General features: G+C 54.0%; 19 protein-coding genes. 7 read left to right on the top strand and 12 right to left on the bottom strand.

Going from position 1 to position 26,786, the window contains the following annotated elements; genetic code table 11:
• Positions 1 to 377: 377 nt before the first annotated feature.
• From ACP5D4_RS00610 to csaB, 3 genes are all read right to left on the bottom strand, one after another.
• Positions 378 to 5,570 carry a hypothetical protein gene (locus ACP5D4_RS00610; protein ID WP_428009669.1) on the bottom strand — a complete coding sequence of 1,731 codons (5,193 nt, stop codon included), beginning with the start codon at positions 5,568 to 5,570 and terminating at the stop codon, positions 378 to 380.
• A 480-nt stretch (positions 5,571 to 6,050) separates the two neighbouring features.
• Positions 6,051 to 7,478, bottom strand: coding sequence for a P-loop NTPase fold protein (locus tag ACP5D4_RS00605; RefSeq protein WP_428009668.1), 1,428 nt, complete (start codon positions 7,476 to 7,478; stop codon positions 6,051 to 6,053).
• Positions 7,479 to 7,621: 143 nt separating this feature from the next.
• Positions 7,622 to 8,668 carry a polysaccharide pyruvyl transferase CsaB gene (gene csaB, locus ACP5D4_RS00600; RefSeq protein ID WP_428009667.1) on the bottom strand — a complete coding sequence of 349 codons (1,047 nt, stop codon included), beginning with the start codon at positions 8,666 to 8,668 and terminating at the stop codon, positions 7,622 to 7,624.
• Between the two features lie 439 nt (positions 8,669 to 9,107).
• Between csaB and ACP5D4_RS00595 the strand changes: the two genes are divergently transcribed.
• From ACP5D4_RS00595 to ACP5D4_RS00585, 3 genes are all read left to right on the top strand, one after another.
• Positions 9,108 to 9,419 carry a DUF2499 domain-containing protein gene (locus tag ACP5D4_RS00595; RefSeq protein ID WP_428009666.1) on the top strand — a complete coding sequence of 104 codons (312 nt, stop codon included), beginning with the start codon at positions 9,108 to 9,110 and terminating at the stop codon, positions 9,417 to 9,419.
• Positions 9,420 to 9,507: 88 nt separating this feature from the next.
• Complete coding sequence (locus tag ACP5D4_RS00590) at positions 9,508 to 11,313, top strand: hypothetical protein (RefSeq protein WP_428009665.1); 1,806 nt, start codon at positions 9,508 to 9,510, stop codon at positions 11,311 to 11,313.
• A 2-nt stretch (positions 11,314 to 11,315) separates the two neighbouring features.
• Positions 11,316 to 11,594, top strand: a complete 279-nt coding sequence (locus ACP5D4_RS00585) for a Precorrin-3B methylase (RefSeq protein ID WP_428009664.1) — start codon at positions 11,316 to 11,318, stop codon at positions 11,592 to 11,594.
• A 338-nt stretch (positions 11,595 to 11,932) separates the two neighbouring features.
• On the opposite strand, the gene ACP5D4_RS00580 is transcribed toward ACP5D4_RS00585, so the two are convergent.
• From ACP5D4_RS00580 to ACP5D4_RS00540, 9 genes are all read right to left on the bottom strand, one after another.
• Positions 11,933 to 12,154, bottom strand: a complete 222-nt coding sequence (locus ACP5D4_RS00580; protein WP_428009663.1) for a hypothetical protein — start codon at positions 12,152 to 12,154, stop codon at positions 11,933 to 11,935.
• Positions 12,155 to 12,305: 151 nt separating this feature from the next.
• A complete protein-coding gene (infB, locus tag ACP5D4_RS00575; protein ID WP_428009662.1) occupies positions 12,306 to 15,422 on the bottom strand; it encodes a translation initiation factor IF-2 in 3,117 nt (1,038 codons plus the stop codon).
• A gap of 5 nt (positions 15,423 to 15,427) precedes the next feature.
• Positions 15,428 to 15,763, bottom strand: a complete 336-nt coding sequence (locus ACP5D4_RS00570) for a YlxR family protein (protein WP_428009661.1) — start codon at positions 15,761 to 15,763, stop codon at positions 15,428 to 15,430.
• Positions 15,760 to 17,070 (bottom strand): transcription termination factor NusA, encoded by a 1,311-nt coding sequence (nusA, locus tag ACP5D4_RS00565; protein WP_428009660.1) that lies wholly within the window; start codon positions 17,068 to 17,070, stop codon positions 15,760 to 15,762. The genes ACP5D4_RS00570 and nusA overlap by 4 nt, the downstream gene beginning before the upstream one ends.
• A 100-nt stretch (positions 17,071 to 17,170) precedes the next feature.
• Positions 17,171 to 17,623 (bottom strand): ribosome maturation factor RimP, encoded by a 453-nt coding sequence (gene rimP, locus ACP5D4_RS00560; RefSeq protein ID WP_428009659.1) that lies wholly within the window; start codon positions 17,621 to 17,623, stop codon positions 17,171 to 17,173.
• Positions 17,624 to 18,024: 401 nt separating this feature from the next.
• Complete coding sequence (locus ACP5D4_RS00555; RefSeq protein ID WP_428009658.1) at positions 18,025 to 19,452, bottom strand: hypothetical protein; 1,428 nt, start codon at positions 19,450 to 19,452, stop codon at positions 18,025 to 18,027.
• Positions 19,453 to 19,545: 93 nt separating this feature from the next.
• Positions 19,546 to 20,052 (bottom strand): DUF948 domain-containing protein, encoded by a 507-nt coding sequence (locus tag ACP5D4_RS00550; protein WP_428009657.1) that lies wholly within the window; start codon positions 20,050 to 20,052, stop codon positions 19,546 to 19,548.
• 10 nt (positions 20,053 to 20,062) lie between these two features.
• Complete coding sequence (locus ACP5D4_RS00545) at positions 20,063 to 20,428, bottom strand: YtxH domain-containing protein (protein WP_428009656.1); 366 nt, start codon at positions 20,426 to 20,428, stop codon at positions 20,063 to 20,065.
• A gap of 77 nt (positions 20,429 to 20,505) precedes the next feature.
• Entirely contained in the window at positions 20,506 to 20,889 is a 384-nt protein-coding gene (locus tag ACP5D4_RS00540) for a hypothetical protein (RefSeq protein ID WP_428009655.1), read from the bottom strand.
• 282 nt (positions 20,890 to 21,171) lie between these two features.
• Here ACP5D4_RS00540 and ACP5D4_RS00535 point away from each other — a divergent pair, with 282 nt between their 5' ends.
• From ACP5D4_RS00535 to ACP5D4_RS00520, 4 genes are all read left to right on the top strand, one after another.
• Positions 21,172 to 22,887, top strand: coding sequence for an ABC1 kinase family protein (locus ACP5D4_RS00535; protein WP_428009654.1), 1,716 nt, complete (start codon positions 21,172 to 21,174; stop codon positions 22,885 to 22,887).
• An 84-nt stretch (positions 22,888 to 22,971) separates the two neighbouring features.
• Positions 22,972 to 23,379, top strand: a complete 408-nt coding sequence (locus ACP5D4_RS00530) for a hypothetical protein (protein ID WP_428009653.1) — start codon at positions 22,972 to 22,974, stop codon at positions 23,377 to 23,379.
• Positions 23,380 to 23,775: 396 nt separating this feature from the next.
• Complete coding sequence (locus ACP5D4_RS00525) at positions 23,776 to 24,627, top strand: hypothetical protein (RefSeq protein WP_428009652.1); 852 nt, start codon at positions 23,776 to 23,778, stop codon at positions 24,625 to 24,627.
• A gap of 112 nt (positions 24,628 to 24,739) precedes the next feature.
• Entirely contained in the window at positions 24,740 to 26,770 is a 2,031-nt protein-coding gene (locus tag ACP5D4_RS00520; RefSeq protein WP_428009651.1) for an ATP-binding protein, read from the top strand.
• Positions 26,771 to 26,786 lie beyond the last annotated feature (16 nt).

The raw sequence follows: 26,786 nt of genomic DNA, 5'->3' as shown, positions 1-26,786 counted from the left end.
GAATCGCACGACCAGTCTCTACGTTGGGGGAAGTGCTTTCACGCGATACACCTCGCGGGATGGACTTGCACCATCATCGATATCTAGTTGTCAAGGTTCTGTGTCCTTTGTGGGCTATGTTCCTTGCCCCACCCACGTTTCAGGAGTTTTCCTTCCACTTTTGGTGGGAACGAATCGCACGTTTGACTTTGTACTCGAGAACAAACATTGTTTGATACTTGCTTGCTTGGTATCATTATAGCAATCCTAAATAGCAATCCTAATGCCGCCCTGGAAGGGCGGGGCTTGAAACCCATTATTTTGGGTCAACAGTGAACAGTGAGTTGTTTCTTCCTCATCACCTCATCACCTCATCACCTCATCACCTCATCACCTCATCACCTCATCACCCCGATCGCACCATCACCCTCACATAACGCTCGAACATCTGGCGGAGCCTTGGGGTTGTGGTGCAGATAGTCCGAAACCCAAGTGCAACCGCGATCGATCGCCGTCTCGAGATCGAGGTCTAAATTCCGCCACAGAATTACCTGTCCCAAATTGTCCGAGGCCGCTAATAGGCCACCGTCGGGACTGAAACTCACATCGGTAAACCCGTCTTCCCGTAACGGTTGGACGATGGCGGACTCTCTTGAGAGGGTTCGCATCGGTTGCAGGGAATCGGTTTCGAGATTGGCGAAAGACCATAATTTTACGGTACGATCGCGGCTGGAGGAGGCTAAAATCTGACCGTTGGGATGCCAGCTCAGTCCCGTGATTTCAGCCCCGTGACCCCACAGGCGAGATAAGGCGATCGCGTCTTCGAGTAACCTCGTCCCGCTGCGATCGAAGGCGAATTTCCACAAGACGATCGCGCGATCGCGTCCCGCCACGGCCAGCAACAGCCCGTCAGAATGCCACGCCATGTCAGTCACCTCGCGATCTCCGTCAGCCAAAAGCGAAACCTCCTCCCCGTCGAAGGTCGAAAGCCTTAAGGTTCCGTCGCGACTCGCCGTCGCCACGATGGGATAGGTCGGATGAAAAGCGATCGCCGTAATTTTATCCTCGTGGCGGATAGATCCGATCGACACCATGCCTTCTTTTTCCCACAACCGTACCGTATTGTCTTCGCTTCCCGCCGCTAGAACCTTACCGTCTGGAGACACTGCCACCCGCGTCAACGCCGCTCCCTCACCGCCCAAGGTTTCCAGCAATCTCCCTGACTTCTGCCACAACTTCGCCGTCCCGTCTGAATGCGCCGTCAGTATCCGCTCCCCATCGGCACTGAAAACTACGTCGGCGATGGGTTCTCCCCCTCCTCGCCAACGGGATTTTGTCTCTCCGTCCGAGTTGGACAGGGCGATCGTTCCCTGGCGGCTCACCGTCACGAACGCCTCACCGTCTGGATGCCAACTCAACCGGGCGATCGCGCTGCCGTCCCCCTCTACGACGTTCGAGGGGCGATCGTCAAAATTCCAGAGTTTTACGCCTTCGAGACGATGCACCGTGGCCAAGCGCTTCCCGTCCGGACTCCACGCCAAACTGACCAACCCGTCTGTCTCGTTCCGCAGCCGTTCTTGCGGTTGAGTCCGACCGGGTTTCCACAACTCCAGGGTGGCGTCCCAACTTCCCGCAGCTAACATCGTCCCGTCGGGACGCCACCTCACCCCCATCAGGCGATCGCCCCGAGACTGCCAAACTCGCATTGACTCCCCGTCGCCATCCCAAACCCGAATCCTTCCGTCTAAACTGGCCGTCGCCAGCCGTCTCCCGTCGGGATGCCAATCCAAGCTGGCAATCGGGGCGTCCTGTCCGTCTAAAATTGCCTCGGGTACGGCGTCGAAAACAGCCTCTCCAGCCCGGTCAAACGGCGCTGTAACGCGCCAAATTTTTACCGTCGCCTCCCCTCCTGTCGAGGCGATTTTCGTGCCGTCTGGACTCCAGGAAAGCTGGCTGACGGGGCTTTCTTGATCGCGCCACTGCGCCACTTGCCGCAGCGACACCCCATCTTCGGAATTTCCTTCGACTTGCCACAGTTCCACCGTTCCCCGACTCGTTCCCACCGCCAACCCTCGGCTGTCTGGATGCCATGCGAGGCTTGTGGCGTCGTCTGTCGGTCTTCTGGCGAGGAGGTCTCCCTCTAAAGTCCAGACCGCGAGGCCGCCGATTCGATCGAGCGTCGCCAGGAGGTCGCTGGCGGGACTGGGTTCCACTTGTCGAAGCGGCTTCTCCCCGAACACCAAGCGACGGACGATCGCACCCGAGAGCGTCCAGACATAGAGGTTTCCCCGTTCGTCGGCCGCCAGGATATCCGTCCCGTCTGGATGCCAGTTCGCCGTCACGAGGGGGGCGTCGTGACGGGTTAGGCGATTGTGTTCTCGCACCCAAGTCAGGGCGTCTTGCAAGATAAACCGGGCTCGATCGTCTGTTGATTTCAGCGTTTTTCCTGGCTGGCTGACTGTCTCGTGATGGCGATCGTACTGTTGGCTGAGTCTGGCTAACCGCAATCCTTCTAATAAGGCCTCGAAATCGAGCTGTTCTGAGGAGAGTTCGCGAGCGTACTGATTTAAGGACTCGATGGCCAAAACATGGTCTTTTTGGGCTTGCGATCGCTCGATTCGGGCTTCCCGAGCCCATTTTAGGGCGATTCCGGCTAAAGCGGTCGTGGCGAGGGCGGCGAGTCCCGCTCCTATCGCGGCGCCTTTGAGAATTCGGTTGAGGCGAATCTCTTGCTGTCGCCGTTCGGCTTCCAGTCGTTCCAGTTGTTCGAGGAGTTTGGCGCTTTCCTGTTGGCGGATATACCGGACGAGGTAATCGTGAACCAGTTGGTAGCGTTCGATGGGGGTTTCGGGGAACAGGAACACTAACCCGGAATCGACGAAAATTTGTAAGACCCGTTTCAGTCGGTCGTCTGCGATCTCGAGTTCGTCAGCATTGGCGGTTCCCAGCATCGCGCAGCGCGATCGCAGTTCTTTTTCGACATCGAGGCGGTTTTTAATCGGGCGCGTGTTGTTGTCGTCTGTGAGCAAGTACAGCAGCACTTGGGCGATTTGCTGGTTTTCCGGTCCGCAGTCGGCGAGGGTATCGTCGAGATATCGTCGAACTAGCGTTTCTTTTGGACGTTCTCCCAGTTGTTGGTACTGGGCTAGGGTGGTGATGCGATCGGTTTGCAGTTGCGCCCCCACAATTTGCAGTTCGATGGGGCGAACGCTTTGTCCGGTGGGACAGGAGAGGATATCGGTGGTAACGGTACGACTCTCGGCTAAATCGTTGGTGACGCGATCGATCAGTTCTGACTCGAAAAACAACCGACTCTGTTGGGTCAGCCGTACCATCACCGATTTGGCGCTGTCGATCGAAAAATCTCCCAAATAGTACAAAATCTGTTTGTCGAGGAGGTTGTGGTTGACGACGGATAAATCGACGCAGCGACCGATTTCCAGCAGTTGGTGCAGGCGGTCTTCCCGTAAGGCTAACACCACCTTCACGTAAGGCAGGTTCAAACAGTCGTAGAAAAACTGATAAAACCGCTGTCGCGCTTCGCGATCGCTGTAGGTGATAAAAAACTCCTCGAACTGGTCGAAAATCAACACGATCGAACGGTTTCGATCGGTTTGTTCCCGCAACTGTTGCGATAACTGAGAGACTTCTACCCCCGTGGGAGCAAAAGAGAGAGTTTCGTCGAAGCTTTTCGAGATCGTGGCGGCCAAGGCGTCCGCTAAGCGAGATTCCCAATCCGCGTACACTTGCAACAACACCGGAACCACATCTCGGCTTCCGATACTGCGTCCGCTGAGAGCGGGAACCAACCCCGCCTGTAACAGGGAACTTTTCCCCACCCCCGATTGACCGTACAATACCGTGAGCTTGCGATCGACCCGTCCGATGCGCTCGACGAGCCGATTTACATCTTCGAGTCGCCCCGAGGCTTCAATCGCCCGCGCCACCGTTTCCCGCTGTTGCCCCGCCTCCACATCAACAGGATTGACGCTTTTACTCGGTTGCAACCGCCCCGCCCCCACGAACGCCCGAAAGCCGTATTGATGTTCGAGGGCGTACTGTTGCTGTTTGAGACGAAAGGCCTGTAGGTAGTCCCCCTGTTGAAAATAGACCTTCCGTAACGCTTCCAGAATGCGGGCGTAGAGTCGAGGTTCGTAGTCCGGCTTAGTTTTTGTCAGCGCCTTTTCAAAACTGACCAGGCTTTCGCCATGCCGTCCCAATCCCGCCTGCGCTCGGGCGAGACTGAAATAATACGCCCCTTGATTGAACGATCGCACCCATTCCCGAAACATCTGACTCTCGGAAGCGTCGGTGATGCGTTCGTCGGGGGTGGCGTGGCAGGAAATCCACAGGGCTTGTTCGGCGTTTTTGAGGGCGTCGTGCCAGTGGCCTCGGGCGAGGGCGGCTTCGGCGAGGAAGTTGTAAGCTCGAGCCAGACGAAAGGCGTTGGGATGGCTGCGGTGGAGAACTGTCGCGGAAATGCCCACGGCCTGCAGTTCGTCCCAACGCTGTTGATGTTCGAGAACGTCCCCCAAGGCGTTGATAAATTTGGCCACCAGGTCGAACTGAGCTTCGCGCTCGAACAAGTCGATACACTGTTTGAAGTTGAGATAGGCCGCTTCGGCGGCGCTGTTGTTATCCCCCCAACTCCCCTTAGCCAGGGGAGCTAAGGGGGATTCTGTTCGCGTGCGCCAACTGGTGCCCAAGCAGTAGAAGACACAGCCGAGTTTTTCTACGAGGCGGCGGTGTTTTCTGGTGAGGTTTAAATCCTCCCCTGAATTCTCGTTCTGCTGTTGAGATAATTCTGAAATTTGAGACAGTTCTTGTAATGCCCTTTGTAAAGCGGCGATACTGCGTTCGTAATGTTGGGGTTTGGACTCGTCTAAATCGGCGGCGTTGCCCAGTAAAAATTCTAAATTGGCCTCTCGTTCCGGGTCGATGGGGTGTGGGCTTTCCGCCAAGGCTTGACGGGCTGCGTCGAGTTCCCAAAATAACTGAGAGTCTCGACTTAGGTTTAAGTCTACGTTGTCGAGAAAGCGTCCCGCTCCGGCTTCGAGGATTCGATCGAAAATCTCGTCGGCGGTTCGATCGATAAAAGCGTTAACCTCTTCGATCGACTGGTGAAACTCTTCGATACTGGCGCGACTGTAAATATCCGGCGCGATATGAATCAGCCGTTGCACCACCTCGTCCGTCGCCTGCAACACCAACGGAAAAGGAAAGGTTTTCGCCAGTTCTTCGATAATTTTTTTGGCGTTGTTTAACAGGGCGTCGAGATCTTTGACTTCCGGTAATCCCGACACGATCGCCGCGTGGGGAAACCCCTGATGCTTGGTTTTTCGGCGATCGAGCGCCGAGGCGATCGTCCCGTAGAGCGTCGTGGCTGAGGGCGATAAGCTCACTTGACAGAGATCGAGTTCGGGATCTTGGCGCAGATGAGCGAGGACGTTTCGCCACAACTCTCGGGCGTTACATCGCACGAAGACAATGGCGAATTTTCCATCGCTGCTGTAGCTTTCGATCGCCCAAATTAAGCTTTCGAGGGCGTCTTGATTTTCGTCAGACCATCGATCTCGTTGCAAATTTACCACGGTTTTCGAGCCTCGATCGAAACTCTTTTTTTGGGTATTTTTTTGATATTAATTATGTGTTTTAATGGATAAATATAGTTTTTAAACTAACAAATAAACCCAAATAAATATGGCAATCCTCAATTATTGGCAGCCCATAACTTGTTAAACCTTCATTCGACTCAGATGGTCTCTCCAGATGTCCGGACTCTTGGAGATACCGGATATCTCATACAGCAATTTACCCAAATGGGAGGTGGCCGCGTCTCATTTAAGATGGCTATAGATACTTTAGAATACCATTTTTCCAAAATCACGAGTCCTATTAAACAGGACTTACGCAGAAACCCAGCTTTTGACGATATTCCGTTATGTCAGACCGAATAGGGGAACGAAAAACCGAGTTTCTTGACCGACAACTGCGTAACTCCTGTTCCTGTATGGAAAACGGGGTTCGCCCGCCTTCACCCGTCTATCTAGAGTGGTCTGAAAAAACAACCGTCAAGACTCCTCACTCAACGGCCGCGCCGTTTCCAAAATTGGATTGACGTCGAACCAAGAGCCATCACCGTCGCGATATTCGTAAACGAACATACTGCGGATGAGAATATCGTAACCTTCATCCCCAGTAACTTTCTTATTTTGCCGGACTTGGCGCAACAGTTCCCATTCGTCATCCGTAATCGCCAAAGTCATGCGATCGCGTTTCTGACGAACCACCGCCTCGAGACCCGTCCGAGACAAAGGTAATTTTCGGTCTTTACGAATCCAGTCGTTGAGCAACCGTAAAAATTCTCGCACGTGGCCGCCGCTCAACCGACAAAGCTCGTCGAGCAGTTCCGGCGTCTCGAACAGATGGGAGACTTGCTGTTCTCGGCTGTCGTCGTCCAGGTTGGGAAACGCCCGAACCAGCGCCATTTGACGCATTTTAGCCAGTCCCTCGCGATTTTCGCTCCCGTCCCGCCGCCGCACGGGAACCATCGGTAAAACTTTGGGATCGCAGCCGAACCGATTGGTGAGTTGGTTGAGGTCGTTGGAATACAGCAGCGACAGGGGTAGCGTATAAATGACGTGACAGTTGAGTTGTCGCAGTTGTTCGCCACGATCGACAAACAAATAAGCCGGTTGCGTGCGTCCCCAGGGTTTGGGTTTGCGTTCGACGCGATCGAGGTTGTCGATAACAACCACCAATCCCTGTTTTCCCACCTGTTTGAGCTTATCGATCGCCGGTTCGATGAGTTCTTGGTTAATCGAATCGAGGACGCTGGTGGTGCGAACCTCCAGATATTCCCGCAGTTTGCTGCGAAGTTCGGGGCTGTTTTTCGCTTTGGCGGTAATTTTCCCCAACCCGAGCGCAACGAAAGACACCCCCTCGCGATCGGCTTTCACTTGTCCGACGCCGGGAACCCCGACTTCCGCGTTAAAAGTCCCTTCAGTACTGGCGCTGACTTGTCCCACACCGGGAATTCCCACTTCCGCCGAAAGGTCGATTTCCGTTTGTAGCAATTTCGCCGCGCCGTTGAGCAAACCTTGCAAGCCTTTGGGGGATTGGAGGGTAATTTTTTCCAGTTCCTCGAGACTTTCACTAACTCGCCGCGCGATGGCCAGCAATACATCACTGACATCGATATCCCCCATTTCCAAATCCTGAGAGGACTCGAAATAAACCACGTGGAAATTCTCTTTCCGCAATTGAGCCGCCAACCGCAACAGTTCCGTGGACTTTCCACAGCCGATATGGCCGGTAAACAGTTGCACGGTGGGTTCGTCGGGGGAGAAAAAGCTAATGTTATCCCGCAGTTCTTCAACAATCTGCGATCCCCGCACGTCGGAAAAGTCGATATAGAGTTTTCGATCGTCGGGGTTTTCGACGTTGAGGGTTTGAGCGGGGTTAGTCGCGCGGAAAAACTCGCGAACGTCTAGTGTCATGGCTTCTTCAGTTAGGGAGCTTGTTCGGGGAATAGGGGAGATGGGGAGACTGTTCTCTATTTCCTGTTCACTATCAATTATCGCTTTTCAATTATCAATTTTTCGCTCTTCTCATCCCCTCATCCTCTCATCTCCTCATCCCCTCATCCCAACAAGTCCTGTAGGCGATCGCGGTGGAGTCCGGCGCGATCGATCGTGGCGCGGATGCGGGCGTCGCCGAGGGGTTCGCTGTTGGCGTAAGAGTCTATCCAGGCGCGACTGATGGTATTGGGATCGTCGGGAAGGTCGGAGAGTTCCCAATGGGGAAGGTGGAGTTCGGCGGCGAGTTGGCTGACTTTGGGATCGTAGCTGATTCCCCAACAGCGACAGCCTTCGGCGGCGGCGGCGATGAGTCCGTGGAGGCGCATTCCGATGGCGAATTCGATACTGTGAAAGACGCCTTTAAGCTCTCGGGGATCGTCGCTGTGCCAGATGTGGGTTTCTCCGGGGAGGCGATCGCGCAGGGTTTCGGCCAGTTTCAGGTCTTGATGGGGCTGGAAGGGAATTAGGAGAATGCAGGTTTGGGTGGCGCTTTGGAAGTCAGCCAGGGCGCGGGCGAGACAGTCGATTCGGGAGGGCGTCAGTTGGGGATGGGGGCGCAGGGTGACGGCGACGCGCGGGGCGGGTACGTCCCAGAGTCCTTGAGGGGGATAGCTGTCGAGATTCCACACGGGATCGGGGGCGAGGGTGAAGGGAATATCCCACTGTTGGAGGAGGGCGGCGGAGTTGCGATCGCGCACGGTGACGAGATCGCAACCGCTGAAACATTCTCGGGCAACCCACCGGGTCAGCGATCGATTCAACGGACCGATGCCTTGCGCCCAAGCGACGGTGGTCAGTCCCAGTTGTTGGGCGACTCCCATTAAACCGCCATAATACAGGGGGTTGAGGGCGCTGGTGGCGTCTTGCATGAGGCTGCCGCCGCCCCAAATGAAAATGTCGGCTTGACGCAGGGCGTTCCACACGCTTGGGGTGGATTTGCGGGGTACGGCGTCGATATTGTGGCGTTTTCGCGTCTGTTGGGGATTTCCGGACAGGGCGATGGCTTCGATGCTAGGGGGGAGCGCATCGACGAGAGACGCGAGTAACGCCTCGTCGCCGCCGTTGCCCATACCGTAGTAACCACACAGGATCGCTCGTCGTTTGGTCATGATGCTCGATTGTGGTTCGCGTCGTGCCGTCGCTGAGACAGAATTCGATCTAGAGGGTCTAGATGGGAGGTGACGGAGAACCTTCGCCAGGTTTTTCGTCAGAAATCGCCTCCGGCAACCCTAGAATAGACGAAAGTGGCGGTCGTTTTTTTCGGACTCTTCTGTCGAACTCGGTGTTCTCAGAGTCGATCGATGGGGATCGATCGACTCTCGGGTTGGGCTGGACTCTACAGGTGGAAAGCCTGATTTCTGGGAATGCCTCAGTTGTGGGGGTTCCGTCTCTCGGAGATAGGGCGTTTCTGAGGGTGTATCTTTTTGAGAGGTGGTTCGATCGCGCTCCGTCGTTCGATTCGAGTTGTGAAATGTGACCGATGCGATCGATTCGTCTGATGCGGCCGGTCGATCGCCCCCTTTGCAGTTTCTAAACGAGAAAGTTTCTATGCACGCTCTTTCTATTCCAACTTGGATGATTCACATTTCGAGCGTTATCGAGTGGATTGCTGCCATTTGGCTGGTGTGGCGTTACGGTGAAGTGACGGGAAACCGCGCTTGGCATTGGCTTTCGGTGGGAATGTTACCCGCCCTCGTCAGTGCTATGTGCGCTTGTACTTGGCACTTTTTCGATAACACGGAGACGTTAGAATGGCTGGTGATGGTGCAGGCGACAACAACGGTCGTTGGAAACTGCACGCTCTGTCTGGCGGCGTGGTGGATTTGGCGTCGCGCTCGTATAACGTCGGCAGAGCGGTAACGAGCCTGCGCGAGCTAATTCCTAGAGAATTCTTCTCCAGCGAAATCAAAACTGCGACGAGATTGGGACGCGAGGCGCGAGGTGTCACATGCAAGATTGGGAATTTTTGATTCAGCGCGAGGGCGAGCGAGTCTGGCGCCCGGTGCCGTCGGACGGGAACGCGATCGCGCCAGGGCAATATCGTATTGTGGCGAGAACTCCCCTGAGAAACGCTCTGGCTGAAATTCGGGTGTTCCATAGACCCCCCAAGACATCTCAACCGGGGCAAACGTCCCCTTCTGCACCGCAGCTGTTCGATTCCCGCGTTCGCCAAACGGAGGAGGACGGTTCGCTTTTGATTCTGCCTCCGACAGGGTTACAACCGGGCGGTTGGGACTTCAGTTGTGCGGCTCCCGTGACAGCAGAACGTCCGGAACCCGCCCGCCAAGTGACAGTCTCTTTACGGGTGGAAGGGGAAGCGGTGACGCCTTCCCCCACAGCGGAATCCCCGACGGAAGAGCCTTCTTCGGTGTCGCCCCCCTCGGAGTTGCCGATGCGATCGAGTCGCTTGCAGTTGAAGCTCGATCGAGAAGCGCTGACGGTAAAATCGGGGGAACCTCTCACCGTCTCGGGAACGATAATCGCCCCTGACGGCGCAGCGAACGACACCCCGATTCGAGGCTTGCATTTACGAATTCGACTGCGAGAACCGCAAAGTTTGCGGGTGGTATCGGCAGCGCAACGGTTGCTGTCGGGGCAGATACTACCCCTGTCGTTTTCCTACGAGATGGAGATTCCTGACAGTTGCACGAGTCGCTTGATTTTGGGCGAGGTGTTGCTGTGCGACGCGGTTCCCAACGTGCTGTCGAAGCAGTCGTTTACGGTGACGGCTCGTTTGGACGCGCTACTCGAGGCGATCGCCGGAGGACAGTTCGACGAGTCGATCCTACAGCGATCGAGCCTTGCCCCGGAACCCTATCACTCTCCCAAACGACCGCAACCGCCTCCGCCTCCGACTCCCCTAGACGAGAAAACTGCGGAAGCTTTGCCCCCGCAGTTAAGCACCCCCTCCTCGAAATCGGGTAAGGGCATCGATTTACCCAGTTTCGGCAACCGGATACCCTCTGCAAATTCGCCTTGGCCCACCTCGGATACAGCGTCCCCGGACATCCCTGAAAATCCCTTTGGCAGCTTCGACGCGGAACCGATAAGGACACCGCCGGAACATCCCGCACTGCCCCCCGATCTCTCTTCGACGCCCTCGGAACCGCCTCCGACACCGCCTCAACTCTCTCCGGTCGATCGGGCGTTTCAAGCTCTGGATTTGCCCAATCGCTTTGCTTCCCGCCTCAACGACTTCGCCAGAGACGATGATTTGTCGGCCTGGCTGGCGTCGGGGGTCGATCGTCGCCACAATCCCTTTGACAGCGAAGAGAACGCTTCGGAACTCTCGCAATGGGAAGCTCAAGAGGTGGTGGTCGAGGACGATTTGGAACTGGCGTTGCCCGACTTCGGACAAGCGGAACTGTCCGCCCAGACCGATTTGGACGCGCCGCCTCTGCCTACGCCGGAATTAGATCTGCCGATAGGGGATTTGACGGTGGGACGCCCCCTCGTGGTGCGGGTGCGACTGCCAGAATCCTCGGAAGGGGTGGTGGTGAAACTCTGGATTCGCGATTTGCAGAACCAAGCCCTCGTGGACGGACCGCGCTGGCTCACGGATTTTTTCCCCCTCGGCGACGGACAGTTGGAATCGTCGATTCAGCTTTCGATCCCTCGCGGCGGTTTGGACGTTCAGTTTGAGGCGATTGCGGTGGAATTGGATACGGAACGGGAAAGTTATAAGGCGACGGTATCGCGCCGCGTCTTGTCCTCGGGTTCGCCGACGTTACCGTTGACGCAAGGGGAGGGTTAGCGATGGCTAAGCCGGACAAACCCCTGACGGGAGAGGCGCTGGTGAAGGAAGTCTGTCGCCGGATTCGCGTCGCCCGCAGCTATTGGGACGCTCACAATAACGCCGCCTGTCGCGGGGAACGGGAACGGGCGCTGGCGCTGTACAACCAGCTTTCTAAGGAGCAGAAAGACCAAATCCCGCAACAGTTGCGGGTTTGGTTGCGCTATCGAAGTGAAAAATATTTTGGGGCGCACCGCACGCCGCCGAAGTCGAAACGGAAGGGAAAACGCCGTAAGTCTTGAGGTGCAAGGTTAAGGGGGGTTTCAACACACCAGAGCTTGAGGACGCGGCGAAAAAAATTTTTTATACTCCTTGACAAATACAGATTTTTGTGGTAATAATCGATTCCTATCGACTGCCCAGGGTGGGCTGTAGCGAGAACGGGAGACGGAGTTGGCGTCGAGAGAAATCTGAGAAATTCCTGAGCCAGAAATCTGAGAAATTCCTGATAAAAGGTTGAGAAATATCTCGAAACTGAGAAAGAAAACGGGCGAAGCCGGGGGAACGCCACCGGGAAAAGAGCCGTGAGCGGAGGTCGCGATCGCTACCCGTGCATCGCCGTCAGTGGAACTGGTATCGGTTAGTACGCTAGGGTTTCCAGGGTTTCGCGAAGGTAATCGCAAACTTGACTGTCGAGATTTTGTCGGTCGATCGAACGGCGCTCTTGTCGTTCGAGTTTCCAGCGTTGGAATCCAGAACTGGCGGCGATCGCAGTTTTCAGGTTTTCCCAAACTCGAGTTGGGCGTTCGCCGTTGGGAGTCGCCGATGCAGAACCGTTATAGGCCGATGCAGAACTGGCCATATTGCACCTCACTTGGAACGCTAATTGTTTCGCTCTGTTAATTTTCAGTCTAACACTGACTTCGAGTTCGCTGCCATTTCACCGGAGACGCCCCCAACGACAAGAGGCGCGTGAGCCGCGCCTCTGTCTGACCTTGACGGATTTTTAGCAATTAACGGGACGAGGACGAGAGCGTCCGACGCTTGGTCGCCATGCGGAAGGCGTAGATAATATCGCCTTCCTTCCAGTTGTTGAAGTTATCGAGGCGAATTCCGCACTCGTAACCACTGTTAACTTCCTTCACGTCGTCGCGAACCCGGCGCAAGGAGTCGAGGATACCTTCGTACACCACGTTGGAGCCTCGCAGGATGCGAACCTTGCAGTTGCGCACCACCTGACCGGAAAGCACGTAGCATCCCGCCACCTGACCGCGTCCGGAGGGGAAGATGGCGCGAACTTCGGCTTGACCGAGTTCTTCTTCGACCAGTTCCGGTTCGAGGAGACCTTCCATCGCCCCTTCGATGTCGTCGAGCAGCTTGTAAATCACGCTGTACTCGCGCACGTCCACCCCTTCGCGATCGGCCGCTTGACGCGCACCGCTGGCTAAGGTGGTGTTAAACCCGAGGATAACGGCGCTACTGGCGGCCGCTAAGTCGATGTCAGTTTCGGTGACTTCGCCGGGAGCGGCCAACAACACCCGCAATTGAACTTCGTCTTGAGGGAGTTGGTTCAACGCCCCGAGAATCGCTTCAACAGACCCCTGTACGTCAGCTTTGAGAACCAAGTTGAGTTCCTTGAGTTCCCCTTCGCTGGCGCGAGCCGAGAGGCTGTTGAGGGTGACGCGGCGAGAGGCCATGGTCTGCTGCAAGCGAGACTGACGTTTCGCTTCGTTGCGTCGGTCGGCTTCGGACCGGGCTTCTTTTTCGTTGGTGAAGACCTCGAACTCGTCGCCGGCCTCGGGAACGTCGTTCATCCCCAACACTTCTACGGCGAAAGACGGTTTGGCTTCTTCGACGCGATCGCCGCGATCGTCGAGCATGGCGCGGACTTTGGCGAATACAGAACCCGCCACGAGAACGTCGCCGACGCGCAGCGTCCCGTTTTGCACCAGCAGGGTCGCCACCGGACCGCGCGCTTTGTCCAAGTGCGCTTCGATGACGGTTCCTTTGGCCGGACGGTCGGGGTTGGCCGAAAGTTCTTCAATTTCGGCCACGAGCAGCAGCGTTTCGAGCAGCGTATCCAGGTTTTCGCCGCTAATGGCGCTCACTTCCACCATTTCACAATCGCCGCCCCATTCGACGGGAACGAGATTGTGTTCCATCAACTCCTGTTTGACGCGATCGGGGTTGGACTCTTCTTTATCGATCTTGTTGACGGCCACCACCATCGGGACGCCTGCGGCTTTCGCGTGGCTAATGGCTTCGAGGGTTTGCGGTTGCACGCCGTCGTCGGCGGCCACCACCAGAATGGCGATATCCGTCACGCGAGCGCCTCGAGCCCGCATCGCGGTAAAGGCTTCGTGACCCGGCGTATCGAGGAAAACGATCTGTTGCGTTTTTCCTTCTCGTTCCACGTCCACGTGGTACGCCCCAGTATGTTGGGTAATGCCTCCGGCTTCCCCTTGGGCTACCTTGGTCTTGCGAATGGAGTCCAACAGGGTGGTTTTCCCGTGGTCGACGTGACCCATGATGGTGACGACGGGCGGACGCAGTTGCAGGTTTTCCAAATCTTCTGCGTCGAGCATTTCGGTCGTCTTGCGGGCTTCCGATTCGGCTTCGGGGGTGCTGACTTCCACGCCGAGTTCTTCGGCCACCATGCTGGCAGTGGGAACGTCCAGGGTTTGGGTGACGTTGACGGCAATTCCTTGCATGAACAGCCGTTTGACGATTTCCGTTTCGGGAACGCACAGCACGTCTGCTAGTTCCCGCACGGTCAAGCTGTTGGTCAGCTCCACTTCCGAGGGACGCTCCGGCTTGACGGCTCGCTCTCGGCGATCGCGTCGCTGGCTCCGTTGAGAGCCGCCGTCGCCACCGCCACCGCGAGAGGGGGTCGGTCGCTTGCGGGCGCTGGGGGTCGGCCGGCTTTCCGATTTGGGTTTCGGCGCTTTAGGCGGCCGGGCGATCGATCGACTGACCTCGACAGCCCCTTGACTGGCGTCCTGTAGGTCGGCCTCGAAATCTTCGTCGTCGTCTTCGATGGGACGGGTACGACGCTTCGATTTGGACGGTTTGCTGGGTTTTTCGGGAAACTCGACGGTTTCGTCCTCGTCGCTGCGGCGTTTTTTGGTTTTCGCCTTGCGAGGGGGTTTCGGACGTTTGAGGGTGAGGCTGTCCACCTCGTCCTCGTCGTCGCCGCTCTGGTCTTTGGCCTTGCCTTTGGTATCTTCTTCCTCGCTGCTCTCGCCCTTGTCGGCTTTGGCGTTCAGGCGCACCAATTCCGGCGGACGTTTGAGTTTGGGAACGGGGCGTTTGGGTTCTGTATCGTCCTCGCCCTGTTTTTTGGCCGCCGGCCTCGAGGGTTTCGCTTTGGGTTTCGGCGGTGTCGGAGCCTCTTGTTCTTGGGGAGGCTGAGGTTTTTCGACCCGTTTTCGAGGTCGCGACGATTCCGAAGCGCCTCCTCGGGCGGGCGTGGTTTTTTCCGTCTTGGGTTTGCGAGGCTGCGGCCGGGGCGGCGGACCGATGAGTTTCGGCACTTCTGCCTCGTTGTCTGAAGCGTCTGACGGCGACTCCGAAGACGGCTCGGGAGACGGCTCGGGAGACGACTCGGGAGACGACTCCGAAGACGGCTCTGAGGGGGGTTCTGAAGACGACTCTGAAGCGATCGCTTCCGGTTCGGGCGTCGGTTGGCTCGGACGCTTGGGCGGCGCGACGACCTCCGGCTCGGAAGAGGCGGCCGGCGCGTTCGCGTCGTTGGGGGACGAAGGCGATTGAGGTCGCACGGGTTTGTCAACCAATTCAGGCGTTACCTTGTTGGGGGAAGTAGCGTTAGCAGCCGGTCGCTCGGTGTCGTCCGACTCGATCGGTTGGGAGTTACGCGGTTTGTGCTCGATTTTCAAGATTTGCTGCTTTTTGCGATTCGGTTTGGGGGAGGATTTGGGTTGACGGGGAGGTGGAGCATTGACAACGGCATTTCCGGCCGCTTGGCGAATTCGATCGGCGTCTGCCTCCGTGATGGTACTACTATGACTTTTATAGGCAATGTCGAGTCGATCGCAAAACGCTAATATCTGTTTGTTGTCTACGTTTAACTCCCGAGATAAATCGTACAGTCTCACTTTGCCGTTGTTCATCCAATCTAACCTCTTATGTCATCATTTGCTTGTCCCTGGCGAATGGTGGATTCGTCTTGTGGTTGGTCGTGGTTGGGCGGGCATGGTTCCCGTGTCTCTGACAGACGCTGCCAAAGGGCTTCATAAACCGATGGGGGTACACTGGCTCTGAGCGTGCGTCCGAGTCTGTTCTTTTTCTGGGCGGCTTTTAGGCAGTCGGCTCGGGGACAAATATACGCCGACCGCCCCATCCCTCGATCTAATTGTAGCTGATGGGATGGATGGACTCGAACGACCCGCCAAAAGGCATCTTTAGGGGCGACTTTTCCACAACTGATACACCGCCGAAGGTTGGGTTTCATGCTGGAGATTCGGTCAGGGGTTCTCGATCGTTTTCCTCAACTTCAGGGTCGGCCTCGGGTACGGTTTCCTCGACAAGGTTCTCGTCTTCCACGGGGGCTTCCGCCACGGAAACGGCTTCCGATTCGGGGGTTTCGTCGGTTTCTGGAGTCGCCTCGTGAGAGGCTTCGAGGTCGCGCAGGTACTTGGCCGTATCTTTAATATCGATTTTCCATCCTGTCAACCGTGCGGCCAGGCGCACGTTTTGTCCTTCTTTCCCGATCGCGAGGCTGAGTTGGTTCTCGGGGACGAGGACGTGAGCTTGTCGGGCTTCTGGATCGACGAGGCGCACTTCGTCTACGCGAGCCGGAGATAGGGCGTTGGCGATGTAGGTGGCGGGGTCGGGCGACCAGCGAATGACGTCGATTTTTTCGCCTCGCAGTTCGTTCACCACTACTTGAATGCGCGATCCCCGCGCCCCGATGCAAGCGCCGACGGGATCGACATCTCGCTCGAGGGTATCGACGGCGATTTTGGTGCGCGGTCCGACGTAGCGAGAGGGGGGATTGGCTTCTCTGGCTACGGCCACGATGCGCACCACTTCGTCTTCGATTTCGGGGACTTCGTTCTCGAACAGGTACACGACCAGTCCGGCGTCCGCCCGAGATACTTGCAGTTGAGGACCGCGATGGGGACCTTCGCAAACCCGCTTGAGTAACACTTTAAAGGTGGCGTTGGCGCGGTAGTTGTCGTTGGGGAGTTGTTCCCGTTTGGAAAGTTCGGCTTCGACTTCGGGACGGCCGAAGCCGCTGCTGACGGCGACGATGGCCGATTGACGCTCGAAGCGCAACACTCGGGCTTGTAAGATGTCCCCTTCGAGGTCTTGGAATTCTTCTTGAATGAGTTTTCGTTGTTGGTCGCGCAGTTTTTGGGCGAGGACTTGTTTGGTTTGGATGGCGGCCATGCGCCCGAAGTCGTCTCGTTCGGGGGTTACGTCGAGGACGACGGTATCGCCGAGTTGGGCTTCGGCGGCGACTTCTCGCACTTCTTTGAGGGAAATTTCGCGATCGGAAACGCTGACTTCTTCGACGATGGTTTTGGTGGCCAGGACGCGAAAGCCTTCTTCTTCGATGTCGAGTTCGACTTCGACGTGGTCGAAATAGGTATCGTCGAATTGGGTGCCGTCGAGGCGTTGGGTGCGGCGAAAGCGTTCGTAGCCTTTGAGGAGGGCTTCTCGCAGTGCGGCTTGGACGGCAGGTTTGGGCAGGTTGCGCTCTTGGCTGATGTTGTCGATCATATCTGCCAGTCCGGGCAAGCTAACCATAGACATAGTGGATATCCTCCAGGTTTTAAGGGTACGAGCGATCGCGCGTTAACTGGGGTTAACGCACGGCGGTTGGGAAACGAGTGATGTACGGGAGCGCGTCGCTTCAGTCGAGACGGACTTCGACGATCGACTCTCGGGGAACGGATACGATCCGGCCTTTACAACTTAGCTGAACGCTGGTGTCGTCTCGCCGGACGAGTTGGCCGTTCCATTGGGTGTGACCTTTGTAGGGTTCGGTGGTGGTAACGGTCACGGAAAATCCTTTGAAGGCGACGAAGTCTCGATCGCTGGTCAGGGTATCGGACAAACCGGGACTCGAAATTTCTAGCACGTAAGCGTCGGGAATGACTTCGCTGGCGTCTAGGGCGGCTTCGAGGGCGCGGCTCATGGCTTCGCAGTTGTCGAGACTTGTATCGCCGTCGGGGTTGCGAATGTCGACGCGCAGCACGGGCGGCCGCTGGTTCGTTTGGAAAACCGCCCCGACGAGTTCTAAGCCTAAATCTTCGGCTACGGGGGTTGCTAATTCTAGGATTTTGGGGATCGGGGATTGGGTCATAAAGCGAACTGCAACAAAAAAAGTGGGTACGCACCCACTTCACCAAATTTCGGCGACTTCGAGGGGTTCCCGACCTCGAGACCGAGGAATTCCTTCGACCTGTCACACCGGACAAAGGAAGACGATCGATCCGGCGGCCGTCTTTTGACCTCGCCTGCCGACCGCCTGCGGTCAGCCCGACCGTCTGGGTTGTTGAATACCTGGTGTCTCGCACGGACGCCGTCGGTTTCGCGGCTCGATCGCCAGTGCGGCAGACTGGCCGACGTACTTCAACTCACGGGTGAACCCACAATTAGTTCTAGCTTATCAAAAAGTTTGCGGCAACGGAGATGAGATGATTGGTAATTGGCAATTGATAATTGACAATTTCTCTCTATCCCATCACCTCATCATCCCATCATCTATTTCTGTGCGGCTTCCCGCAATCGCTTGCTTTCTTGGACGATCGCTTCGATATCCTCGATTTCCGCTCGACGCACGTAATTTATCTTGACTTCTTCGAGGAAATCTGATAAAAGAACCTGGATTTCGTCGATGTTCTCGGGTTTACCCACTTCGCTGCCCAAGGAGTCGGCGAATTTCTGCACGAGATTCTCGAACAATTTCGCCCCGACGGGATCTTCGATCGCCCCTCGGACGATACTGTACAGGGTATCGGTGATTTGTTCGACCAGTTCTTTGGCGATGCGATCGGGGGCATCTTTCAACCCCGGAACGCTTTGAATACTGGTATAAAACGCCGTCCCTTTCAACCCCACGGTGATACTGTGATGCAACAAGGCTTCGAGATCGGGTTTGATGCGCGGTAAGACTTCGTACACGCTGAGATTGACGAAGCGGTTGGATAGTACCTCAATTTCGTTGACGTTGTTGAGGTCGATATATTGTGGCTTGGGGGACTGCAAGAAGTTCGCGATCGCGTCTTCTTCAATGGCGTCCTGTAACTGGTCGATAATGCGAATAACGACGGTTTCTGTAATCTCTCCAGCGAGCGCGGCGACGATACCTTGATTGATTTGGGCGCGAAGGGGTTTGAGATTGACTAATTCAGATTGGTCGAGACGGAAAACCAGGGGAACGATTCGCGACAATCCTAACAGAGGAACCCCCAAGCCGGAGAAGGGAACTAACCAGAAAATATCGTACCAGCGAAACAGCCACGCTTCTTTCCACGGAATACCGACTCGTCTGGAAATCAGCCAGGTGCGGGCGATAAATTCTAAGCCGAACAAGCCGATAAACCAAATGTCGATCAGCCAAAAGCGATCGGTAAAGGTTCCACGAACGCTGAGAGACCGATAGTAATTGGTCTCCATTTTTCGGGCGATTTCTTTGTTGAAAAACTGGATTTCTTGTCGCCAAGTTTGTGGGGTTAAATGGTCTTGGCTCCAAAATTGGCGAAAGGCATCTTTGGCGGACTCTTCGTCCATGCGATCGCGCATTTCGTTTTTGATTTTTTCGAGGGTTCCGGTTTTATTGGCAATTTGAAAGGGGTTTTCGTCGATGGTGGCAACGCTTTGCTGTCTCAGTTCTTGGAGAATCGGCTCGACTTGGGGAGACTGTACGCCCGTTGCGGCCACTTGTTCTTCGAGGTTCTCGACGAGTTCGAGATATTGTTGGGTATCGCGATGGGGTTCGATCCCTTTAATTTTGTCGTAAGTTTCGTGGAACGCCTCGGGCAAGTAACGGTAATAGACATCTCGCCAGGGAACGTAACTGAGATCGAAAAGTACGAAGCCCACATCGAGAATTGCCACGATCGCCATGAGTTTTTCAAACCAGAGCGATCGAGGTTTGCGCTTTCGAGAAAGACGCGATCGAGAAGCCATAATGAGAGTTGATAATTGATAATTGATAATTGATAACGGGTTTCAGGAGGGTTGGCAAGGGAGCCGCCCCCATGTCCTGACCTCATCATCACATCATCTCATCATCTCCTCATCCACGTGCGTCTCGGCTTCGGAGACGGTCTGGGAATTGCCGTTTGGTGGATCGTCGGAACGTTCGGTGAAGGAGATAGGGGAAGTGGAAGGGGAAGACGATTCGCTAGGGGAGACAGGTCGATCGCCGTTTCGCCAAACTTGCCATGCGGCTTTGACGCCAGCCACGAGACCTCGCGTCGTTCCGCGCACGCGCTGGGTTTGCTGTTTGACGCTAGAAACGCTCTGGTTGACGTGACCGACGACTTCGCCAGCGTTTTTGACCCCCGTACTCACTTCGTCGGTCAGTTCGCCGAGTTCTAATCCAGTTAGGCGAAAGACTTCGAGGGTTGGGGGCAGTTCTCGCGAAAGGGTATCGGCGAGTTTTTCAATGCTGTTGGCGGCGCGTTGGAGTTCGCGGACGGCGGGAATTAAGGTCAGGCTTACAGCGACGAGGCTGAAGGCGACCATTCCCAGGGACAATCCTAGCCAGAATACGGGTTCGGTCACGGGTTTGCGGTTAGGTCGATCGATCGCTGAGGACGGAGGATTGGGAATTCTGAGCGTCTGCGGGGGGGTCTGAAATCTCGGCTTCAGCTGCTTGAGCGGCGGCTTGGGATGCGGCGATTCCGGCGGCGACGGCCTCGCGCAGTCTGCCCAGGGTGTCTTCCCAGTTCCGCAGGGCCGATTCGGAAAGGCGATCGGCTTTCAGTTGGACGTTGGAGGTCAGGTCTTCGGCGAGTTCGGGCATGGCTTGGGCGGATTTTTTCAGGATTTTCCGCGTTTCGCGTCCCGATCGCGGTGCGAGTAATACGCCAGTGACAGCGCCGACGACGCTACCGAGTAACATTCCCCCGATGAACGTGCCTGTTTGGTTGTTCGGCATGGGTTTCGATCGAATGAGTCTCGCTCTTTATTGTACGTGGATTTTCCTGGCTTTTCTGGGGCTGGAAGTTTGGACGGCTATCGATGGGAGGAGTCTGTGGAGGGGTTGAGGCGGTTGTTTGGGCGCGTCAGGCGCAGCAGCCAACGGCTTAATTTCAGCAGTTGTTGGAGGAGGGAGAGGTATTCGAGAAGGCGGCGGTAGCGATCGCGGGTGTGGTGGATTTGCTGGTGTTGCTGGCGCAGCAAGTGGGGAACTTGGGGCAAGTTTTCGGCGGCGCGACGTTCGGCGTCGGATACGGTGTCGGCCAACTGCGACAGGCGCGATCGCACTTGCCAGAGAGAGACGGCCAGGGCAAAGCCAATAAGCGACAGGGAAAGGTTAATGCTGACAACGGTAACGAGTTCGGGGGTAACGAGTTCGGGGGTAACGAGTTCGGGGCGATCGAACGGCAGGGAAAGCATTGCGGAAACTCGGTGGGGATCGATCGAGAAACGATGCGAGATCGTTGCGATCCTAGCGAAGTCGCCGGGTTCCAGCAATAGGAAACCCCCTCGCTTCGAGAGTTTGACGCCCCGTCGTCGAGGCCGATTTCGCTCCCAAAGATTCTGTAGTTTTGTATACTTTAATTAAGGAACTGTTATATCGATCTCCAAATTCCTTAATGTGAAGACACTTCTTAGCAACAGGAGTTTCGTCCCTTCAGTTCCCGACCGTCGTTCGTTTTTTAAGAGGCAAAAGTTAGCGTGAATCCTCACCCTTTAGCTGAGTTACGGTGCTATAACGCCAAAGCGATCGCCCGTTACTACCAGCGTCGTCCCTGGGAAGCGATTTGGCGTGCGATCGTAGTTCTCTGGCTCTTAGCTGGATTTTTCATGGGCTTAAAATTAGATGAATGGTTCGATCGCACCGAGCGTAACAAAGCCAAACGCGCCAAACAACTGCGAGAAACCCTCACCCATCTCGGCCCCACCTTCATCAAAGTCGGCCAAGCCCTTTCGACACGACCGGATTTAGTCCGCAAAGACTTTCTCGAAGAACTCGTCAAACTTCAAGACCAACTTCCGCCCTTTGATAACAACACCGCCTTACGGATTATCGAAGCGGATTTGGATTTGACGCCGGAAGAGATTTTCCGCGAACTCTCGCCTTCTCCCATCGCGGCGGCCAGTTTGGCGCAAGTGTACCGCGCCCGTCTCCACAGTGGGGAAGAAGTGGCGCTGAAGGTTCAACGTCCCAATCTCCTCCCCATTCTCACCCGCGATTTATACCTGATTCGCTGGGCGGCCACCTGGATCGATCGATTTTTACCCTTAAACTTGGGTCACGATTTAGTTTTAGTTGTTGATGAATTCGGCACGAAACTGTTTGAAGAAATCGACTATATCAACGAAGGTCACAACGCCGAAAAATTCGCCCACAATTTCCGCAACAACCCCCGCGTCAAAGTTCCCGATATTTACTGGCGCTATTGCAGCAAACGGGTTTTAGTTCTTGAGTGGATTCACGGATACAAACTCACCGAAACCACCAATTTAGAACAGGCGGGAATCGACCCCCAAGCCATTATTGAAGTGGGCGTGACCAGCGGCTTACAACAACTGCTCGAACATGGGTTTTTTCACGCCGATCCCCATCCTGGGAACCTGTTCGCTACGAAGGACAATCAAATGGCGTACATCGACTTCGGGATGATGGATCAACTCGAAGAATGGATGAAAGAAACCCTCGTCGATGCCTTGGTTCACCTGCTGAATAAAGATTACGAAGACCTCGCCAAAGATTTTGTAAAACTGGGATTTCTCGCCCCAGAAACAGACATTCAACCTATCGTTCCGGCGTTGGAAGAAGTCCTCGGGGACATTTTGGGGAAAAGCGTTCGAGATTTCAATATTAAGACGGTCACCGATCGCTTCTCGGAATTGATGTACGAGTATCCGTTCCGCATTCCCGCGAAGTTCGCATTAATTATTCGATCGGTGGTGACTCAAGAAGGTTTAGCCTTGAGTCTCAATCCCAACTTTAAAATCGTCGATATCGGCTATCCCTATTTAGCCCAGCGTTTGTTACGGGGAGAATCGCCCCAGTTACGTCGCCGTTTGTTAGAGGTGTTGTTTAAAGACGGACAGTTCCAATGGCACCGATTGGAAAACTTAATTCAAATCGCCCAAACGGACGGAAATTTCGATATCGTTCCCACGGCGCAATTGGGATTGCAATATCTATTATCCGACGAAGGGAAGTTTTTGCGGCGTCAGTTGTTGGTGGCGTTGACGGAAGACGATCGCCTTCACACGGAAGAGGTACAGCGTCTTTGGAATTTGGTGAAAGAAGACGTGAAACCGGAAAAATTGTGGGATGTGGCGGTTGAAGCGATTTCAGAGTTTTCTATGCGCCGCGTCTCGGAGGTGGCGCCAGATTGGTTTCCGGAGGCTGCTTTTGCTGCTTTTCAACAACGTTAAGCCCGTTTAAGGTATAACTTGGGAAAGTTCGCGAGTCTTTCCCATTTTTTTTTGGTCAATTTTACATTTAGGCGGTTTGTGACGATGTTTTATTCCGATCCTCCTTACGTTTTGATGGCGGTTAGCTTGGTAGCGGCGGCGATTTGCGGGTATACGTTCTATGTGACGTTGGTGGGTACGTTGAAGCAATGGTCGAAGTCGCGATCGAGTCGCTTGTTGGCGTCCCTGCGCGGTTCGCAGTTGTTGTTCCCGTTTACTGGGATGGCGATCGCGGCGGTGGGGTTTTTGTCGGCGGCGTTGCTGTTTTTTGCGATTCCCGATCGCGTTGCTTACGGCTTTTCGGCGGTGGTTTCGCTGCTGTCGGCGGTGTTGGTGTGGAATCAACTGATGACGTTGTTAGGTCGTTTGGAAAAAGGCGGGACGAAAGCCTTGAAACTCGAGGAGTTTAGTTTGGGAGAAATTCGCATTCTCGGCGGAGATTCGGACAGTTAACGGACGGTTTTCAGAGGACGCGCGATAAGACCCCCGGTATCTTCTAGATACTGGGGGTCTGGTTTTGAGGAATAGCTTTGAGTAGCCACTCAATCGAGTAGGTCAGCTTGTCTCCGAGGAATTTACCTTTTTGAAATCCCCTCCCATTTTGTTAATCTGACTGACGATTTTTTAAAAATTTTAAATAATTGCAAATAATCGTAAATAAAGCTCAAATTTTATTGCATAATTCAGGATTTTATGTGTCACTTCGGTAAAAGCACAGGAGACTCGAGTTAAGTCTATAGGGAGTTCCCCAAAATTACGGAATTTGGAAAATTGACGTTGCACGATGGCGATCGATCCGTTTAGTATAAAAGGATAGATAAAAAAAATAGAGCATAGAGGAATTCGCGTATGGAAACGAAAGAACTGAAGGTTTTACTCAAAATCTTAGGTCATAAAGGATATCAAGCAAAAATAAGCGAAATTAAGCCCACGTCTAAAGCCACAGTTAAAGAGACGATTTCTCTGTGTAAAAAACTGGGCGATCGCGAACTTCTGGAATTACAGTCGGAAATTACTCGCTTCAAAATCGAAGCCGCTGGAAAAACGTTATTGGAGTCCGACATCGAGAATTTACCCTTATCGCAAGACAGCGTAAAAGCCCTCAAAGCTTGTGCGGAAAAAACGGCGAAACCGGGAGATATTAGAATCGCAGCGGCGAAGCGTCAGGCGGTTCTTCACGATTTGGTCGATCGCGGGTTTGTAAAAGCGGTTGAAACCAAGATTATCGGCGCGAGGTTAAGCGAGCGCGGTAAGGTTTTCTTGCGGGATGAATACGCCGACACGAGTACCCGGAGAAACTTGCAACTGATGGCGTCGCAGTTGACAAACTATATTCAGTTTATGCGGAGTTGTCTGACAGAATCAACGCCCGTTGTTTATGCTACGGGCGAGAAAATGGCTGAGGCGAAACCAGCGGCGAGACTGACGGAAAAACCCAGCGATGAGGAGATTTTAGCGTGGATTCGCAAGCTCGATCGCGAACTGAATACCGATAATTATCTCCCCATTTATCACCTTCGCGAAAAGTTAGAACCTCCCCTGACGCGAGACGAGTTTGAAAACGCCTTGTATCGCTTGGAACGCCACGATAAAATCCAGTTGAGTTCGCTACAAGAAAGTCGCAATTACACCCCCGAACAAGTGGCTGCGGGAATTCATCAGCCCGTCGGTGGAATTTTGTTTTTTATTGTTCTCAATTGATGGGGCTTGAGATGGTTGTTTTAAAGCCATTTCAATTTATCTCAATTCAGTCCCTGTGACTTGAACTGTCGCACTCCGATTTCCTAAATTTACGTGAAACTCAAAAATTGTTATGTCTTCAATAGTCGAGCTTGTTAAGCAGGAATTTAACCCTTTTGACCCCGTTACGTCTTATAGTGGTAACTTTTGGGAAGAAAACCAAGAAAAAGCATTAACGGTTGATTCGATTCACGAAAAAGAACTCGCCTCGATTATTGACGTGATTCGACGAGTTGCTCGCGATCGCATGACGCGGACGGTTCTCGTTCGGGGGGATAAAGCCTCGGGAAAAAGTTATTTATTAGGACGCCTAAAAAAGCAGGTCAATCGCGAGGCGTTTTTCGCCTATATTGGCCCTTGGTCTCACGAAGATTATATTTGGAGACATTTTTTACGCCATATTGTCGATAGCTTAATGCACGTTCCGGAAGGAGAGACGGAATCTCAGTTAAGTCTGTGGCTAAAAAGTTTATCGGCGTTTCACGATAACAGTTTGACCAAAAAAATCCTCGGAGAACGAAAACTTTTTATTCAAAACCAAAAAAGTACGCATCCGACGGGAATTTATAGACCTAACGAGTTTTTTGGCGTTCTCTACCACCTTACCAATCCCGATTTGTACGATCTCGCCTGCGATTGGTTGAAGGGGGAAGATTTAGACAAGTCAGATTTAAAACAACTGAACGTTAGAAGTTCCATCGATAGTGAAGATGCGGCTCAAAATATCATTGCGAATATCGGGCGAGTCGCGGCGAAATCTCCGTATCCCATCGCGATTTGTGTCGATCAGGTCGATGGACCTTTCAGTAAAAATCCTAACGGTTTGATGACGCTGTTGGATTTAAATACGACGATTCACAACGAGCGGCTGAAGAACTTTTGTATTATTATCAGCTTGATTAACGATACGTGGAACAGCAAAAAGCATCAAGCGGCTGTGGAAGCCATGCTCGATCGCATTGATGGGGAAATCCAGCTAAAACGCATTACCACCGAACAAGCAGCGCAAATTTGGGAAAAACGACTGGCTCCCCTTCATGGAAAAGCCAACCCCAAACCGAAATATTCTCTCGAACCGCTCGATCGCAACAGCCTCGAACAAAGTTTTCCCAGTGGAAAAACGACACCTCGGGCGACGATTCAGCTTGGCTATAAACTGATTCAAGCGATAAACAATGACGGAAATATAGTTCCCACTGATTTAACGGCCGCATTTGTACAGGTTTGGGACAAAAAATTTGGAAAAACACAGCATCGAATCGAAAAAATTCGCCATCTGTCTTCGCCAGACTTGGCTTTTGCGCTGCAACGCATCCTGAATACGCTCGAAATTCCGGACGTGACACGGGGATATTTACAAAGTCCCACCTATCGCAATTACTCCTTTACATTCACCCATCCGAAAACGAAAAAGAAAGTGGCGGTATTTTGGGATGAAAACCCCAATCTGAGGAGTTTTTGCAATGCGATGAAGGCTTGTCAAAAACAACTCAATAAAGGGGATTGCGATTCGCTGATTTTGATTCGCGCAGAAACGATGGGAGATGCACGAAATCAGGGATATAAGCTGTTTCAAAAAATATTCGGACAGGAGAACAGCCATCGCCATATTACACCCCATCTGGATTCGGTGCATTATCTCGATACCCACAGTTCGCTGTTGAACGCTGCGTCTTCGGGAGATTTGACAGTGGGCGATCGATCTCCGAACGAAGACGAACTCAAAGCCTTATTTCGGGATTCAAATATTTTAGAACAATGTACGTTACTCCAAGAACTTGGGGTGGTGACGACATCCCCTGAAAATGGCACAAAACCCGATCCCAAGCCGAATCTTGGGCTTCAGCAGGCGAAAGCCAAAATCATCAACATCATGAAAACCCAGAATTTGATGGGGTTGAAAGTCGTGAGTCAGGAAGTTCGGGAAAAATTCGATCGTCTCACTGAAGAAGATTTTCAAACTCTGATTCAAGAATTAGTCCAAGAAGACTGCATCGATATCATCGGAAAAGACACCCAACCCGAAGGTCAGTTTTTACGCTGGATTCCCGAATCACAACGAAAATCACAACGAAAATCACAACCCAAATCACAACAAAAATAAACCCCAAAATCTCAGG

Origin of the sequence: Baaleninema sp., assembly GCF_049974805.1 — a bacterium.
Lineage (GTDB): Bacteria > Cyanobacteriota > Cyanobacteriia > Cyanobacteriales > Geitlerinemataceae > Baaleninema.
Note: the sequence above shows the minus strand (reverse complement) of the source record. Positions and strands in the feature narration are given on the sequence as shown.

Excerpts from the sequence above, each read along its gene's own strand:
- ACP5D4_RS00605 (WP_428009668.1), bottom strand. The coding sequence starts at position 7,478 with ATGACACTAGACGTTCGCGAGTTTTTCCGCGCGACTAACCCCGCTCAA.
- csaB (WP_428009667.1), bottom strand. The coding sequence starts at position 8,668 with ATGACCAAACGACGAGCGATCCTGTGTGGTTACTACGGTATGGGCAAC.
- ACP5D4_RS00595 (WP_428009666.1), top strand. The coding sequence starts at position 9,108 with ATGCACGCTCTTTCTATTCCAACTTGGATGATTCACATTTCGAGCGTT.
- ACP5D4_RS00590 (WP_428009665.1), top strand. The coding sequence starts at position 9,508 with ATGCAAGATTGGGAATTTTTGATTCAGCGCGAGGGCGAGCGAGTCTGG.
- ACP5D4_RS00585 (WP_428009664.1), top strand. The coding sequence starts at position 11,316 with ATGGCTAAGCCGGACAAACCCCTGACGGGAGAGGCGCTGGTGAAGGAA.
- ACP5D4_RS00580 (WP_428009663.1), bottom strand. The coding sequence starts at position 12,154 with ATGGCCAGTTCTGCATCGGCCTATAACGGTTCTGCATCGGCGACTCCC.
- infB (WP_428009662.1), bottom strand. The coding sequence starts at position 15,422 with ATGAACAACGGCAAAGTGAGACTGTACGATTTATCTCGGGAGTTAAAC.
- ACP5D4_RS00570 (WP_428009661.1), bottom strand. The coding sequence starts at position 15,763 with ATGAAACCCAACCTTCGGCGGTGTATCAGTTGTGGAAAAGTCGCCCCT.
- nusA (WP_428009660.1), bottom strand. The coding sequence starts at position 17,070 with ATGTCTATGGTTAGCTTGCCCGGACTGGCAGATATGATCGACAACATC.
- rimP (WP_428009659.1), bottom strand. The coding sequence starts at position 17,623 with ATGACCCAATCCCCGATCCCCAAAATCCTAGAATTAGCAACCCCCGTA.
- ACP5D4_RS00555 (WP_428009658.1), bottom strand. The coding sequence starts at position 19,452 with ATGGCTTCTCGATCGCGTCTTTCTCGAAAGCGCAAACCTCGATCGCTC.
- ACP5D4_RS00545 (WP_428009656.1), bottom strand. The coding sequence starts at position 20,428 with ATGCCGAACAACCAAACAGGCACGTTCATCGGGGGAATGTTACTCGGT.
- ACP5D4_RS00540 (WP_428009655.1), bottom strand. The coding sequence starts at position 20,889 with ATGCTTTCCCTGCCGTTCGATCGCCCCGAACTCGTTACCCCCGAACTC.
- ACP5D4_RS00530 (WP_428009653.1), top strand. The coding sequence starts at position 22,972 with ATGTTTTATTCCGATCCTCCTTACGTTTTGATGGCGGTTAGCTTGGTA.
- ACP5D4_RS00525 (WP_428009652.1), top strand. The coding sequence starts at position 23,776 with ATGGAAACGAAAGAACTGAAGGTTTTACTCAAAATCTTAGGTCATAAA.
- ACP5D4_RS00520 (WP_428009651.1), top strand. The coding sequence starts at position 24,740 with ATGTCTTCAATAGTCGAGCTTGTTAAGCAGGAATTTAACCCTTTTGAC.